General features: G+C 34.1%; 13 protein-coding genes and 1 pseudogene. 10 read left to right on the top strand and 4 right to left on the bottom strand.

Annotation, left to right across the window (positions count from 1 at the left end):
* Positions 1-11: 11 nt before the first annotated feature.
* Positions 12-1,304: an aminopeptidase P family protein gene (locus BM239_RS02035; RefSeq protein WP_092205979.1), complete on the bottom strand. Its 1,293-nt coding sequence runs from the start codon at positions 1,302-1,304 to the stop codon at positions 12-14.
* 426 nt (positions 1,305-1,730) lie between these two features.
* Between BM239_RS02035 and BM239_RS02030 the strand changes: the two genes are divergently transcribed.
* The 9 genes from BM239_RS02030 (at position 1,731) to BM239_RS01990 (ending at position 12,790) form a co-directional block, all read left to right on the top strand.
* A complete protein-coding gene (locus BM239_RS02030; protein ID WP_092206748.1) occupies positions 1,731-4,574 on the top strand; it encodes a VPS10 domain-containing protein in 2,844 nt (947 codons plus the stop codon).
* A gap of 42 nt (positions 4,575-4,616) precedes the next feature.
* Positions 4,617-5,162, top strand: a complete 546-nt coding sequence (locus tag BM239_RS02025) for a hypothetical protein (protein WP_092205978.1) — start codon at positions 4,617-4,619, stop codon at positions 5,160-5,162.
* 6 nt (positions 5,163-5,168) lie between these two features.
* Entirely contained in the window at positions 5,169-6,050 is an 882-nt protein-coding gene (locus BM239_RS02020) for a hypothetical protein (protein ID WP_092205977.1), read from the top strand.
* A 158-nt stretch (positions 6,051-6,208) separates the two neighbouring features.
* A complete protein-coding gene (locus BM239_RS02015) occupies positions 6,209-6,886 on the top strand; it encodes a succinate dehydrogenase cytochrome b subunit (RefSeq protein WP_092205976.1) in 678 nt (225 codons plus the stop codon).
* A gap of 14 nt (positions 6,887-6,900) precedes the next feature.
* Entirely contained in the window at positions 6,901-8,898 is a 1,998-nt protein-coding gene (locus BM239_RS02010; protein ID WP_092205975.1) for a fumarate reductase/succinate dehydrogenase flavoprotein subunit, read from the top strand.
* Positions 8,899-8,909: 11 nt separating this feature from the next.
* Entirely contained in the window at positions 8,910-9,656 is a 747-nt protein-coding gene (locus BM239_RS02005; RefSeq protein ID WP_092205974.1) for a succinate dehydrogenase/fumarate reductase iron-sulfur subunit, read from the top strand.
* A gap of 78 nt (positions 9,657-9,734) precedes the next feature.
* Positions 9,735-10,649 carry a M20/M25/M40 family metallo-hydrolase gene (locus BM239_RS02000; RefSeq protein ID WP_092205973.1) on the top strand — a complete coding sequence of 305 codons (915 nt, stop codon included), beginning with the start codon at positions 9,735-9,737 and terminating at the stop codon, positions 10,647-10,649.
* Between the two features lie 18 nt (positions 10,650-10,667).
* A complete protein-coding gene (locus BM239_RS01995) occupies positions 10,668-12,440 on the top strand; it encodes a MutS-related protein (protein ID WP_092205972.1) in 1,773 nt (590 codons plus the stop codon).
* Positions 12,441-12,571: 131 nt separating this feature from the next.
* Positions 12,572-12,790, top strand: a complete 219-nt coding sequence (locus tag BM239_RS01990; protein ID WP_092205971.1) for a PLDc N-terminal domain-containing protein — start codon at positions 12,572-12,574, stop codon at positions 12,788-12,790.
* Positions 12,791-12,935: 145 nt separating this feature from the next.
* On the opposite strand, the gene BM239_RS01985 is transcribed toward BM239_RS01990, so the two are convergent.
* The 3 genes and pseudogenes from BM239_RS01985 to BM239_RS01980 form a co-directional block, all read right to left on the bottom strand.
* Positions 12,936-13,841, bottom strand: coding sequence for a thioredoxin family protein (locus BM239_RS01985; protein WP_092205970.1), 906 nt, complete (start codon positions 13,839-13,841; stop codon positions 12,936-12,938).
* Between the two features lie 123 nt (positions 13,842-13,964).
* Positions 13,965-14,114: pseudogene (locus BM239_RS15275) on the bottom strand (S46 family peptidase); the annotation flags it as partial.
* On the bottom strand, positions 14,069-14,272 hold the full coding sequence (locus tag BM239_RS01980) for a hypothetical protein (protein WP_143094871.1): 204 nt from the start codon (positions 14,270-14,272) through the stop codon (positions 14,069-14,071). The gene BM239_RS01980 and the pseudogene BM239_RS15275, both read right to left, overlap by 46 nt.
* A gap of 550 nt (positions 14,273-14,822) precedes the next feature.
* Between BM239_RS01980 and BM239_RS01970 the strand changes: the two genes are divergently transcribed.
* The gene (locus BM239_RS01970) at positions 14,823-15,386 is read left to right on the top strand and encodes a hypothetical protein (protein ID WP_177208960.1); all 564 of its coding nucleotides are present in this window, start codon (positions 14,823-14,825) and stop codon (positions 15,384-15,386) included.
* The last annotated feature ends 5 nt before the right edge of the window (positions 15,387-15,391 follow it).

Raw genomic sequence — 15,391 nt, 5'->3', positions numbered from 1 at the left:
GATATTAAAAATTAAGAATTCATTATGTCTTCAATTTCTTCAATTTCAATAGGGATATTACCCATTAAGTTTTTCGGTGCGCCACTTTCTTGAATCACTAAATCGTCTTCCAATCGGATACCAAAACCTTCTTTTGGAATATAAATTCCAGGTTCTACTGTAAAGACCATATTTGCTGTCATCGGTTCATGAAGTAAACCATAATCATGTGTATCTAAACCAATATGATGAGAGGTTCCATGCATGAAATACTTCTTGTAAGCTGGCCAATCTGGATTTTCATTTTGAACATCAGCTTTGTCTAATAATCCCAATTTTAAAAGTTCAGAGGTCATTAATTTGCCAACTTCCACATGGTAATCGGCCCAAATAGTTCCAGGAACTAACATTTTTTCGGCTTCTTTCTTAACATGATTTACCGAATTATAAACAGCCTTTTGTCGGTCGTTAAATTTTCCAGAAACAGGAATTGTTCTAGTCATATCACTAGAATAATTGGCGTATTCAGCACCAACATCAAGCAAAATTAAATCGCCAGCCTGACATTCTTGATTATTTTGTATGTAGTGTAAAACATTCGCATTATTTCCCGAGGCTACAATGGGTGTGTAAGCAAACCCTCTCGAGCGGTTTCTTAAAAATTCATGCATTAATTCGGCTTCAATTTCATACTCCATAACACCTGGTTTTACAAAATTTAATAAACGGCGAAAGCCTTTTTCTGTAATATTACAGGCCTGTTGCATGATGTCTAATTCAATCTTATCTTTTACAGAACGTAAACGTTGCAATATGGGATTGCTTTTGGCGACACTGTGAGCTGGATATTGTTCTTTTAGTTTTTTATTAAATCGATCTTCACGAGTTTGAGTATCAGTATTTGCACGATAATGCTCATTGGTGTTGATGTAAACCGTTTCGCATTGTGCCATGACTTCTTTAAAAATTTTATCGAAATCTTGAAGCCAATAAACCGTCTTGATACCAGAAGTTTCTAGAGCTTTTTCTTTGGTTAATTTTTCACCTTCCCAAACAGCAATATGGTCGTTTGTTTCAGTTAAAAACAAAATTTCGCGATGCTTTGGGTTTGGGCAGTCTGGAAAAAGTACCAAAATACTATCTTCTTGGTCTACACCACTTAAATAAAAAATATTTCGATCTTGTTGAAAAGGAATGGTACTATCTGCGCCTATTGGATATACATCGTTTGAATTAAACACGGCTAAACTATTAGACTTCATTTGAGCCATAAAATTTTTCCGGTTTTTAATAAAAAGTTGATTGTCTATTAACTGGTATTTCATGTGTTCGTTTTTATTGTTTTTTAATTGTCACATGTGCTCGCTATAAAATAATTACCATTAGAGATAATGTTTTAAGAACGCTCGGTTCATGTGTTCGTTTTTATTGTTTTTTAATTGTCACATGTGTTCGCTATCCAATAATTCCATTAGAGATAATGTTTTTAGAGCGCTCAATTCATGTGTCTGTATTTATTGCCTATTTACTGAAGGCTAGTTTTCTAAAGCGAATTTTAGTATTTTCTATTAAATGAAACTTGAAAAAATACATGTTTCATATTGTTGAAAATTGATTTCCTCAAAGCTACATATTTCACAATGGTTTAGAAAAAAAACGCTTCACTTTTTGTTAAACTTTAACACCAAATTTTGATGCTAGGCAGTTTATGGCTAATTTTCAATTTTAAACAAATAATATCACGTTATTTTATGAATCGCCTCCAGCTAATCAGTCTTGGTTTTATAATTTTGGTTGCCACTGCATTTGGTCAACAACCAGCTACACCATCAAGTGTTATTAAAAAATCATTAGAGCAGAAAGACGCTTTAATGCAAAAATCCTTGGTTAAAAACATTCCATTTACCAATATAGGACCAACAGTTATGAGTGGTCGTGTTACGGATTTGGCTGTCAATCCAGAAAACCCTATTGAGTTTTATGTGGCATATGCATCGGGAGGTGTTTGGCATACCATTAACAATGGATCCACATTTAAACCCATTCTAGATGCTGCTAATACACAAAACGTAGGTGATATTGCTGTGCATTGGCCAACTAGAACAATTTGGGTTGGAACAGGTGAGAATAATTCATCACGTTCTAGCTATGCAGGAATTGGGATTTTAAAATCTATAGATAATGGTGACAATTGGGAACACGTTGGGTTGTCAGATTCGCATCATATTGGGCGAATTTTAATACATCCTGACAATCCTGATATCGTTATTGTTGGTGTTACGGGTCATTTATATTCTTCAAATGCCGAGCGTGGTATTTATAAAACAACAGATGGCGGAAAAACGTGGAGTAATACCTTGTATGTTGATGATACTAGTGGCATTATAGATGTGCAATCAGTGCCAAATAATTTTAATATCCTGTTTGCATCCTCATGGACGCGTGACCGAAAAGCGTGGAATTTTACAGGAAATGGTGTTAATTCAGCAATTTATAAAAGTGAAGATGCAGGGACTACCTGGAAAAAAGTGTCTGCCAAAACCAGTGGTTTCCCTACAGGAATTAGTGTTGGTAGAATAGGGTTAGCCGTTTTTGATGAAAACTTGATTTATGCGTTACATGATAGTCAGTTTCATAGAACGGATTCAAAAGAAAAAAGTGAAACACGTGGTTTAACAAAGAATGAATTTAAAACCATGTCGGTTGAACAGTTATTAAATCTAGAAGATAAAAAGCTGAATGATTATTTAAAAACCAATGGTTTTCAAGAAAAATATCGTGCAGATAATGTGAAACAATTGGTTAGAAGTGGAACCGTTAAACCCATAGATTTAGCAAATTATTTAGAGGATGCTAATGCTATGTTATTTGACACACCTGTTATTGGAGCCGAAGTCTACAAGAGTGAAGATGGAGGCAAAACATGGAAAAAAACACATGACGATTATTTGGAAGGCTTGTATTTCAGTTATGGGTACTACTTTGGTGAAATACGGGTTGATCCAAATGATGTAAATGCCATTTATGTATTGGGAGTTCCGCTTTTAAAATCTAAAGATGCAGGAAAAACGTTTACATCTATTAGTAGGGAAAACGTCCATGCTGATCATCAAGCGTTGTGGATTAATCCAAAAAAATCAGGCCATTTAATTAACGGAAACGATGGTGGCTTAAATATGAGTTATGATGATGGTGATAACTGGGAAAAACTCAATGTCAATGCCGTTGGACAATTTTATGCGATTAATGTCGATAACGAAAAACCATACAATATTTATGGTGGTTTGCAGGATAATGGTGTTTGGGTTGGTCCTCATAACGCTAGAGAAAGCAAACACTGGCATCAAAGTGGACAATATCCATGGGAAGAACTAATGGGTGGAGACGGTATGCAAATTCAAATAGATAGTAGAAACTCGGATGTTGTTTTTACAGGATATCAATTTGGGAATTATTTCCGCATAAATCGTAAAACGGATGACCAAACCTACATTCAGCCGAAACATGAACTAGGCGAAAATCCCTACCGTTTTAATTGGCAAACGCCAATCTTGTTGTCGCCACATAATCAGGACATCTTGTATTTGGGAGGCAATAAACTCATGCGTTCCATGAATCAAGGTGACACTTGGGAAGCCATTAGTCCCGATTTAACCAATGGCGGAAAAAAAGGGAATGTAGCTTATGGCACACTAACAAGTATTAGTGAGTCGCCATTTAATTTTGGATTACTCTATACGGGAAGTGACGATGGACTGGTACACATATCTGAAAATGCAGGAGGTTCTTGGGAATTGATTTCTAGTAGTTTCCCAAAAGATTTATGGGTAACGCGTGTCATTGCGTCTCAACATAAAAAGGAACGTGTATATGTGGCGCTCAATGGCTATCGTTGGGATGATTTTACAACGTATTTGTACGTGTCTCAAGACTATGGTAAAACATGGCGAAACATGGCATCTAACATGCCAATGTCGCCAGTTAATGTCATTCAAGAAGACCCAAAAAATGAAAATATTCTTTATGTTGGAACTGATAATGGCACTTATATATCATTTAATCAAGGCGATTCTTGGGAAGCATTTTCTAAAGGTTTACCCGCTGTAGCGATACACGATTTAGTTGTTCATCCAGAAGCAAACGATTTAATTTTAGGAACACATGGTCGTAGTTTATATACCGCTAATATGGAACCAGTTCAAAAAGTAAATGCTGCTTTACTCGCAAAAAAAGTAACGATATTTCCTATGGAATCTATGCGTTATTCATCACGATGGGGAAATTCTTGGAGTCAATATTTAGAGCCTTACGTTCCAGAAACTCAAATTAAAGTTTATGTGAAGGAGGCCGGAAAACACACGATAGAAATTCGTTCAGCAAACAACGATTTACTAAATAGTATTACTGCTGATTTGGATGCTGGCTTCAATTATATTTCTTACAATTTGTCGATTTCCGAAAAAGGTAGAAAAGCATTAATGAAACAACAATCTGATTTAGATATTCCGAAAGCGCAAAATGATACATATTACCTGCCAAAAGGTATTTATAGTGTTCAATTATTAGGCGAGGTTGTGGATTTTGAAATTAAGTAATTATACTAAAATTAAAGTTTTAGCGTTGTAAATAATTAAATTATGAGATCTATTTTTAGAGAAGAGAAAAAAATACAAAAAGAACCAAGATTTAAGGAAATAACTAATTTTAGTATAGTTACGCATGATGAAGATGTACCAAGAGCTAGGAAATATTCTTTAAATGATCAATTGTATTTTAGTGAATTTTCGGGATTTAAGATAAAAGAACTTATTGAAACAAATTTCAACTTTTTCACTTGGCTTCCAAGAAAAATCGAAAATTTTACTTACGAAGATGAGGTTATTAAATATGCAGAACAATGTCTTGAATTTTTAGAAAAAATCGATAGATACTCTTTTAGTAAACGTCATGATATATTAAGTCTGGCTATTAGTCAGGTTGATAATATGCTTCGTTACGAGCATGAATTAGATTTCGGAAATGAAAATAGAAAGCTGTACTATAAAAGCTTGATTAATGTTCCTTTCTATAAAAAAATAGATAAGATAACCGAAAAATTAATTAGGCAAGCTTTAGAAATAGAACAAACAAGTCCAGAATATAGGCGTAAATACTTTGAAGAAGTAAAGAGCAAATATAAATAAAACATTATGAAAATTTTAAATCTAATTATGTGCATCGTTCTTCTAGGAATTACTTCCTGTAGTGATGAATCTATAAACGAGCCTATAGGAAATCCTGCACCTGAAGAGGCTAATTTAGTCATTAAATTCAAATTTGATCCAAATCAAATTCGCTTGAATAATTTAGGACAACCAGCAACTATTCCAAATGAAAATGCGGCACAATCACCAAGTTTTGCTAGAATGAGTTCGCATTACATTGAGTTGGCGCCAACAGCTAACACTCTATTAGGTCAAGGAGCTATTATATATGAAGGTCCAACAACAACTCAAGGAGGTGAGGAGGCTATTGATTTTCAAGAAGCTAAATTTGCTGGAAACAATGAAACGTTTTTAACCATTCCATTAAGTCAAGTTGCCACAGGAAACTATAGCTGGGTTCGTGTCTCTTTGGCTTATCAAGAAGGTGCAATCAATTTTTTAGCAGCAGATGGCAATGAATATTCTGGAACCTTGGCTAGTTTTGTAGGGTACAATACTTACGTACCAACGCTTAACTTTAATGGTGCTTCATTTCCAATCAATGAAAATAAACTACAAGGTTTTTGGGCTTTTGAGGCTTTAGGTTTTACCTCTCAAGGTCAGGCGCCTCCAGGTGCCACAACGGTTCCTAATCCACTGTTTAATTCATCACCAATACCACAAGGTTCTTGTGTAGTTACAGGTGAGTTTGAAAATGGTTTAACAATTACGGGAACAGAAACCGAAGATGTGGTCGTAACACTGTCGTTTTCTGTTAATAATAGCTTTGAATGGACTGAAATCAATTCTGATGGTAAATACGAGCCTCAAGCAGGCGAAACGTTAGTGGATATGGGTTTAAGAGGTTTAATTCCAATTGTAGAATAAGGAACAATTACAGATTTATTAGAAATCCGTTTAGTTTTAAAATTAAACGGATTTTTTGTTCTGTTTAAAATCATTCTAAATACATAATATATATGTCTGTATTTTGTCTAAAACTGTTTTGAAGCGTATCTTTGTTTGATAAATATTAAACTTCAACAATGAGCGGAATTTTGAATTCTTCGATTGGGAGAAAATTTGCCATGGCACTTTCGGCATTCTTCCTAATGATTTTTTTACTACAGCATTTTGCTATTAACATCTTATCAGTATTCAGTCCTGATGCGTTTAATGAGGTTTCTCATTTTATGGGAACCTTTTGGCTAGTGCAGTACATTTTTCAACCTATTTTAATTTTTGGTGTTATTTTTCATTTTGTCATGGGTTTTGTGCTAGAAATAAAAAATAATAGCGCCCGAAAAATCAGTTATGCAAAAAATAATGGTAGTGCCAATTCATCATGGATGAGTAGAAATATGATTTGGAGCGGTGCAGCTATACTCGCTTTTATCGTGCTTCATTTTATTGATTTTTGGTTTCCAGAAATTAACACCAAATACATCCAAGGCGATATGTCTGGATTATTAGCCGATGGTGAAGGATTTAGATACTATGAAGAATTAGTTCATAAATTTGAAAACCCAATACGTGTGGCTGCTTATTGTTTAGCTTTTGTGTTTTTAGCACTGCATTTATTGCATGGTTTTATGTCTGCCTTCCAGTCCGTTGGCGCTAACAACAAATACACAAAAAGTTTAAAAGGTTTTGCTAAAGTATACGCTATTGGTATCCCATTAGGATTTATTTTTATTGCGATATTCCACTACCTTAATCACTAAAAAACATATCTAATATGGCTTTAGATTCAAAAATACCAAAAGGTCCACTTAAAGATAAATGGACAAATCATAAAAACTCCATTAACTTGGTCAATCCAGCTAACAAGCGCTTAATAGACGTTATTGTTGTAGGAACTGGTTTGGCAGGAGGTTCGGCAGCGGCAACATTAGCTGAATTAGGTTATAATGTAAAAGCATTTTGTTTTCAAGACTCTGCTAGACGTGCGCATTCAATTGCTGCACAAGGCGGAATTAATGCTGCTAAAAATTATCAAGGTGATGGTGATTCAACCTACCGTTTGTTTTATGATACGGTTAAAGGTGGTGATTACCGCTCGCGAGAGGCTAACGTGTATCGTTTAGCGGAAGTATCTGCAAATATTATTGATCAGTGTGTAGCCCAAGGAGTGCCTTTTGCACGTGAGTATGGTGGTCTGCTAGATAACCGTTCATTTGGTGGTGTATTAGTTTCTAGAACATTTTATGCAGCAGGTCAAACAGGTCAGCAGTTATTATTAGGAGCTTATTCGGCATTAAACCGTCAAATTGGTCGTGGAAAAGTAAAAATGTATAGTCGCCATGAAATGCTAGACGTTGTAATAGTAGACGGTAAAGCACGCGGTATTATTGCACGTAATTTGGTTACAGGCGAAATAGAACGTCATTCAGCGCACGCTGTTGTTTTAGGAACTGGAGGTTATGGAAACGTATTTTTCCTGTCAACAAATGCCATGGGTAGTAACGTAACTGCAGCATGGAAAGCTCATAAACGTGGAGCTTACTTTGCAAACCCATGTTATACGCAAATTCACCCAACGTGTATTCCTGTTTCTGGAGATCATCAATCAAAATTAACCCTTATGTCAGAATCGTTACGAAACGATGGTCGTATTTGGGTTCCAAAACATATAAAAGACGTTGAAGCCATTCGTGCTGGTAAATTAAAACCGACGCAGATAGAAGAGGCAGATCGTGATTATTATTTAGAGCGTCGTTATCCAGCTTTTGGTAATTTGGTGCCTCGTGATGTGGCATCACGTGCAGCTAAAGAACGTTGCGATGCTGGTTACGGTGTGAATGCAACAGGAGAAGCTGTTTATTTAGATTTTGCAGCAGCCTTCATGCGTTATGGAAAAGAGCAAGCTCATGTAAAAGGTTTGGATGAAAATGATGATGCGCTAGTTAAAAAATTAGGACAAGAAGTAGTTAAAAACAAGTATGGTAACCTTTTTCAAATGTATGAGAAAATTGTTGATCAGAACCCATACGAAACACCTATGATGATTTATCCAGCCGTTCATTATACTATGGGAGGTATTTGGGTAGATTACAACTTACAAACTACCGTACCAGGATTATATGCTATTGGTGAAGCTAATTTTTCAGATCATGGTGCAAACAGACTTGGTGCTTCAGCATTAATGCAAGGTTTAGCAGATGGTTACTTTGTTTTACCATATACTATTGGTGATTATTTGGCTAATGATATTAGAACAGGGACAATCCCTACTGATTCACCAGCATTTGATGAGGCTGAAAAAAATGTTCGTGATAATATTGCGCATTTAATTAACAATAACGGTACGCATTCTGTTGATCATTTCCACAAACGTTTAGGTAAAATCATGTGGAATAAATGTGGTATGGCACGTAATGCGGCAGATTTAAAATCTGCTATTACAGAAATTGCAGAACTACGAAAAGAATTTTGGAAAGATGTTAGAGTTCCTGGTACCAATGAAGAATTCAATGAGGAGTTAGCAAAAGCTTTACGTGTAGCTGACTTTTTAGAGTTAGGTGAGTTATTTGCAAAAGATGCCTTATTGCGTGAAGAATCTGCAGGTGGACACTTCAGAGAAGAATATCAAACAGAAGAAGGTGAAGCCCAACGTAGAAAAGAATTCCAATATGTGGCAGCCTGGGAATATAAAGGAGATCCAAAGGATGCCGTATTACACAAAGAAGATTTGGTTTACGAGAATATAGAAGTGAAAGAAAGAAGTTATAAATAAGAAGGAAAGCTATGAATTTAACGTTAAAAATATGGCGTCAAAAAAACGCTAACGATAAAGGAAAATTGGTTGAGTATCCCATAAGTGATATTTCTCCAGATATGTCTTTCCTAGAAATGTTAGACGTATTAAACGAAGGTCTAATCAATAAAGGTGATGAGCCTGTAGAATTTGATCATGATTGTCGTGAAGGAATTTGTGGTATGTGTTCGCTGTATATTAATGGCGAAGCTCATGGACCGGATCGTGGCATAACAACCTGTCAATTGCATATGCGTATGTTCAAGGATGGAGATACCATAGTTATTGAACCATTTAGAGCAACAGCATTCCCAGTTATAAAGGATTTAGTTGTGGATAGAAGTTCTTTTGACCGTATTCAACATGCTGGTGGTTTTATCTCGGTAAATACTTCAGGAAACACCATTGATGCAAATGCCATTCCTGTTAATAAACACGATGCAGACGATGCCTTTAGTGCTGCAACCTGTATTGGTTGTGGAGCATGTGTAGCGAGTTGTAAAAATTCATCGGCCATGTTATTTGTTGGTGCTAAAGTTTCTCAATTTGCACTATTGCCTCAAGGTAAAATTGAAGCTACAGACCGTGTTTTAAATATGGTTAAGCAAATGGATGAAGAAGGTTTTGGTAACTGTACCAATACGGGAGCTTGCGAAGTGGAGTGCCCTAAAGGAATTTCATTAGAAAATATTGCGCGAATGAATCGTGAATATTTAAAGGCGAGTTTAAAAGGATAAATTTTTTTAATATTTCTATAAAAATCCCAAGTTTTATCTTGGGATTTTTTTGTTACTTTATATACTTAATCTATACTAATGAAAAGCACTAATTTTATTTTATCTACAGCCTTTATCTTGCTGTTTTCCTGTCTCTCCTTCGGACAAATAAATAACACCTACAATTTCAATCCTGACAACCTACTAAATCACGTCAAGGAGTTAGCTTCTGATGCTTACGAAGGTAGACGAACTGGAACTCCAGGGGCATCCAAAGCAAAGAATTATATTATCGAACAATTAGAATTGCTAGAAGTTGGTTCCTTGACACAAAATTTTGAGCAGCCTTTCACATTTCAGAGTAGAAATAAATCATACAATGGAGTCAATATTCTAGGTTCTATAAAAGGAACGGAATTTCCTGATAAATACATTGTGTTAAGCGCTCATTATGATCATGAGGGTGTTAAAAATGGTCAAATTTATAATGGTGCTGATGATGATGCTTCGGGAGTAAGTGCGCTATTAGCATTTGCCGAATCTTTTAAGAAAAACCCACCAAAGCATTCCGTAATTCTGGCCTTTTTTGATGCAGAAGAATTAGGGCTTCAAGGATCTAAATTTTTTGTTGATAATCCTATTGTAGATTTAAAAACGATCGTGCTTAATATCAATTTAGATATGGTATCACGGAATGAAAATAATGAATTATACGTCACCGGAATTAAAAGTCATTCACACTTGGAAACCATGTATAGCCAATTAGATACGCCTGAAACTATTACTATTATAGCAGGCCATGACGGTACAGACGGTAAACAAAACTGGATGTTTTCATCAGATCATGCACCTTTTCATATGAAAAAAATTCCATTTTTATATTTTGGTGTAGAAGATCATCAAGACTATCATCAACCCACGGATGATTATGAAAATATCCATCCTGAATTTTATAAGACTGCTGTAGAACATATTATTAACATCTTTTATAAACTGGACGTAATGACGTTTTAATAAGTTTATTATTACTACATGACACAAAAGCCAAATTCCTATTACCAAGAACAACTAGAAAATCACCAAACAGCTGTAAAAACACTCAATAAAAAACTTTTTACATTTAGCATGTTACGTTTGGGAATTTTTTTAGCAACAGTAATAGCTGTATATCTTACGTTTCATAATTGGCAAATTGCTACAGGTATCGGAATTTTAGGAACTGCCTTATTCATTTTTACATTAGCTAAATATACCGATATTAAATACAAACGGAACCTTCATAAAGCACTTGTTGCTTTAAATGAAGAGGAATTGGCAATTGGTTCAGGTATATTTCATGAGCGACCAACAGGTTTGGAGTTTCAAAATCCGACCCATTTTTACAGTTTAGACATCGATTTATTTGGAAAAGGCTCCTTCTTTCAATTTATAAATAGAACGTCCATAAATGAAGGAACCCAAACACTTGCCACTGCTTTAAATGCAAATGATATTACCCATGTAGAAACCCGTCAAGAAGCCATTAAAGAATTAGCCGATAAACCCGATTGGCGACAACATTTTTCGGCTGTTGCATCCTTAATCCATGTGGAAACACCAGCAGTAAAAATTATAGAATGGCTGAAAAATCACCAGGTATTTTTACCAAAAATGATGAGTTGGTTTCCCTTGGTTTTTAGCTTGGCTTCAGTAGTAGTTGTGGCACTTTCATTATTTGATGTCGTAGCAGCTTCACTCATTGCTTATTGGTTGCTTTTTGGTTTGGTTATAACAGGTGTATTTTTAAAAAAAATAAACCATCTAGCCAGTAATACTGATAAAGTAAAGGACACCTTTAGACAATATGCAACCCTTTTAAATCAAATAGAACAAGAAACATTCACCTCTAGTTTATTAAAAGACAAGCAAACTCAAATTAAACTAAAACATCATAAAGCATCGGAAATATTTGCCAAGTTTTCCAAACATTTGGATGCTTTAGATAATAGAAATAACTTTATTTCTGCTATTTTAGGAAATGGCTTTTTTCTAACCGATTTAAAAAATAGCTATAAAGTAGAGCAGTGGATAGTACAATATCATGAAACTGTAGCGCACTGGTTTGAAGTGGTTTCATTTTTCGACGCCTATAATAGTTTAGGAAATTATGCTTTTAATCATCCAAATTACGTGTTCCCAACTATTGTTACTAAAGAAACTACTATTGAAGCCAAACATTTAGGACATCCATTATTGGATGCGAAAAAACGGGTGGCTAGTGATTTAACCATAAACAACCAAGAATTTTTTATTGTCACAGGTGCAAATATGGCTGGGAAAAGTACGTTTTTAAGAACCGTTTCCTTACATATTGTTATGGCAAATGTGGGTTTACCAGTTTGTGCTACGTCCAGCAATTACCAACCCATTAAATTAATTACAAGCATGCGTACCAGCGATTCGCTAACGGATGATAGTAGTTATTTCTTTTCGGAATTAACGCGCTTAAAATTTATTGTAGACGCGATTCAGAAAGAACCCTATTTTATTATTCTAGATGAAATTTTAAAAGGAACGAATTCCACCGATAAAGCCATTGGCTCTAAAAAGTTTGTTGAGAAGTTAGTGGCTTCCAATGCCACAGGTATTATTGCGACGCACGATTTAAGTTTATGCACAATAGAAACCGAATTAGAGCCCGTAAAAAACTACTATTTCGATGCACAAATTATTAATGACGAGCTCTTTTTCGATTATAAATTTAAAAAAGGCATTTGCCAGAATATGAATGCGAGTTTCTTATTGAAGAAAATGGAAATTATTTAAAAAAGAAAGACCTGACTGGTTAAAGTAAATCAATAGAATTTTTCTATCCACAAATTTTATTTTATCTTCATTCAAAATTCAAATGATTTTAAAAACTTGAAATGTCATCCAAATCTTAACCGCTTAAAATTATGACTATAGTAAATCCAGTAATTTTAATTATTAGTGCAATTCTTGCATTAGCCTTATTTTTAACAAGTTTAGTATTCATATTTAAAAACGAACAAAAACCGTTGTTCAAACTTTTATGGACGCTGTTTGTGATTTTTGTGCCTATTTTTGGCTCAATTATATATATCATTAAATACTTTGTAGAAAAAAAAGGTATGAACCATACGTATGCAACATAACGTATAAAACACGTTTTTGTAAAATAGTAAAGACCTCACAATTCTGATTTTTGGAACTGTGAGGTCTATTTCTTTTAGTATGCAATGAAATTGACTTTTCCGTCACTTCGAGTGTCCTGATTTATAATCGGGATGTATCGAGAAGCTATCTCTTACTTTCTTTGTCAGCAGCCTTAATCTTCTCAATCATTTCCAAAGCATTGGCATCATCAGGAAATAGGCTTAAGGACTGATAATAATTTTTTAAGGCTTCTGCATAATTTTTAGTTTCAAATTCTAATTTTCCCAAGCTGGTGTAAACAATATGGCGATTAGGAAATAGCTTGGCATTTAAATCAAAAACATACGCAGCTTTGTCAAATTGTTTGTCATAGTAAAAAACATTTCCAAGTGTATTTAATTCTTTACTGCCTTCCGAGTATTCTAAAAACGTGGCCAGAAAATTAGGTTCACTCTTCTTAAGGTCTTCCAAGCTGTTTTTCTCTATAAAATTAAACAAGGTATTGGCCACATAGTAATGTGGGTAGTAACGTTCTTGGTTTACAATTTTTAGCATATCGCGCTCCAATGTTTCGTTAGGAAACTCCACAATCCGATTCACTTCCTCACCATTTTTATAAAAAATAAAGGTTGGTACGCGGTGAATATTTAGGCCTTTTTCTTCACCATTTGGTCCTTTTTTATAAGCTGTATCTGCATGGTCTAAAGCAATAACTTCTAATTGATTCATAGGAAAGTCGGCCGTTTCCAATACACTATAAAAGTGCGGCACTTCACGTTTACTATCACCACACCAAGTGCCTAAAAAAGCTTTAATGGTATATTGGTTTAAAGAATCTTTCAGCTGTTTTACAATTTTGTCATTTACCGCGTAGTCTTTATAATTTTTATCAAACCACTCGTTAAAAGGTGCTTGCGTTAACCCTGTTTTATTAATGGTGCCTAAAAGCATGTCTTTACCTTCCTCATCTTTTACCTGTTTGTTTAAGGATTGGGACATAAGCATTTGGAACGTGAGCAGTATTGTAAAGAGCGTAAATACGTGTTTCATTTTTGTAAGTATTTAGAAATCAAATGTAAGGATAATTTGGACGTATTGGTTTTTAAATATTTGTTAAAAAAAAGCCTCACAGTTTTTATATTCCGTGAGGCTTTTTTTGCTAATAACAACGAATTAATTCTTAACTTTCTTCTTGTTTTTAGACTTACTTTTTCCACTTTTTGGATGAACCAAAGTCATTTCATCAATTAAATGTTTGGCACCAGCATATTTATCAACTATAAATAAAACGTAGCGTAAATCGACCATAATATTTCGGAAAATTTAATGCCACTTTCGTCTTTAGGAACAAACTCCAAACGTGTCCAAATATCTGAAATTGCAGAAACCTGATTTAAATTATAGTCGTTTATACCATCAACTATTATCTTGATGTTTTCTTTATTGCAAGGTTCGGTAGGGATTGGCGTTGTTGGTTTCATTTGAATGATTTTTGGCTTAATCTTCATTTGACAATTTGTAATATTTTTCTCTTAAATATTTATTATAATCTTCAACTATTATTTCACCATTATTTAATAAGAAATAAACTGAATCGATTCCCTTCTCTTTATAAACGGAATCTCCAATTTGAACTCTGTAATATGTATCGTTTTGAATTCTTTGTTCATGATGGTTATCTAATAAGACGAATTTTCCAGCTCGAATATAATCTCCCTCTTGTCTTTTTTTTTACTATTATTCCGCTAAATTCAGTATTTCTACTTTGTTCATATTCTGATTTATTATGTTCTAGCGAGTTATTTTGGTAAACCACGATAAGTGAAATCAATATTAAAACCGGAATAAAAACTAGAAATAAATTTTTTCTAATTTCAGATTCTTGTTTATCAAGTTCTTTTTTGTTTTCCTTGTTCATTTTAATTAATCTGCATTATCCCGTAAAGAAACAAATACTAATAAGCAGTTCAAATTAATTTTTCTAAATTTAGAATTAAAATAAAACTCAAGTATAAAAGCGAAATTTCACCTATGAAAATAAAAAACTTGGTATTAGTAATACTGATGTTGATTGCAGCATTGGGATGTGGATCTACTAGAGATAAACCAAAACAATTTGTTTGCTTAGATAGGAGTGAACTAAAAACATTAATAAAAAATTATGAATTGACCATTCCAGAAAAGTGGTGCTCATTTTATGGAACACATAATGAATTAGTACATTCTCCAATTAATATTAAACCATCAATGGAAAATTATGGTCCTTGCTATGTTTATGTGCTTGCCCTTGATATTGAAAACTATAAAAGCAAGAATGTAGATGACGCTTTGCAAATACATATTAAAGGCTGGAAAGAAAGAGGAAATAATAAACTGGAATATGAATCTGAATTTCATCCTATTTATGGAAAATACTATTTAATGAAATATGCTAATACGTTTGGTGATCAAATTCAATATAAGCTAAAAGCACTTTTCAATTACAACAATCAAAGCTATGTGATTAATTATTCGGCTACTGACAAAGATTTTGACAACTATTTGCCTCAAGTTATTCAAATGATAACGACTTTTAAAATAATAGAAACACCCTAATTTTT

Origin of the sequence: Algorimicrobium echini (genome assembly GCF_900115185.1) — a bacterium.
GTDB lineage: Bacteria > Bacteroidota > Bacteroidia > Flavobacteriales > Flavobacteriaceae > Algorimicrobium > Algorimicrobium echini.
The sequence above is the reverse complement of the archived record's forward strand: the minus strand, read 5'-3'. Positions and strand labels throughout refer to the sequence as shown.

Coding starts and splice junctions, on each gene's coding strand:
- BM239_RS01980 (WP_143094871.1), bottom strand. CDS start 14,272: ATGAAACCAACAACGCCAATCCCTACCGAACCTTGCAATAAAGAAAAC.
- BM239_RS02035 (WP_092205979.1), bottom strand. CDS start 1,304: ATGAAATACCAGTTAATAGACAATCAACTTTTTATTAAAAACCGGAAA.
- BM239_RS02000 (WP_092205973.1), top strand. CDS start 9,735: ATGAAAAGCACTAATTTTATTTTATCTACAGCCTTTATCTTGCTGTTT.
- BM239_RS02015 (WP_092205976.1), top strand. CDS start 6,209: ATGAGCGGAATTTTGAATTCTTCGATTGGGAGAAAATTTGCCATGGCA.
- BM239_RS01985 (WP_092205970.1), bottom strand. CDS start 13,841: ATGAAACACGTATTTACGCTCTTTACAATACTGCTCACGTTCCAAATG.
- BM239_RS02020 (WP_092205977.1), top strand. CDS start 5,169: ATGAAAATTTTAAATCTAATTATGTGCATCGTTCTTCTAGGAATTACT.
- BM239_RS02030 (WP_092206748.1), top strand. CDS start 1,731: ATGAATCGCCTCCAGCTAATCAGTCTTGGTTTTATAATTTTGGTTGCC.
- BM239_RS01990 (WP_092205971.1), top strand. CDS start 12,572: ATGACTATAGTAAATCCAGTAATTTTAATTATTAGTGCAATTCTTGCA.
- BM239_RS02010 (WP_092205975.1), top strand. CDS start 6,901: ATGGCTTTAGATTCAAAAATACCAAAAGGTCCACTTAAAGATAAATGG.
- BM239_RS01995 (WP_092205972.1), top strand. CDS start 10,668: ATGACACAAAAGCCAAATTCCTATTACCAAGAACAACTAGAAAATCAC.
- BM239_RS02025 (WP_092205978.1), top strand. CDS start 4,617: ATGAGATCTATTTTTAGAGAAGAGAAAAAAATACAAAAAGAACCAAGA.
- BM239_RS02005 (WP_092205974.1), top strand. CDS start 8,910: ATGAATTTAACGTTAAAAATATGGCGTCAAAAAAACGCTAACGATAAA.
- BM239_RS01970 (WP_177208960.1), top strand. CDS start 14,823: ATGAAAATAAAAAACTTGGTATTAGTAATACTGATGTTGATTGCAGCA.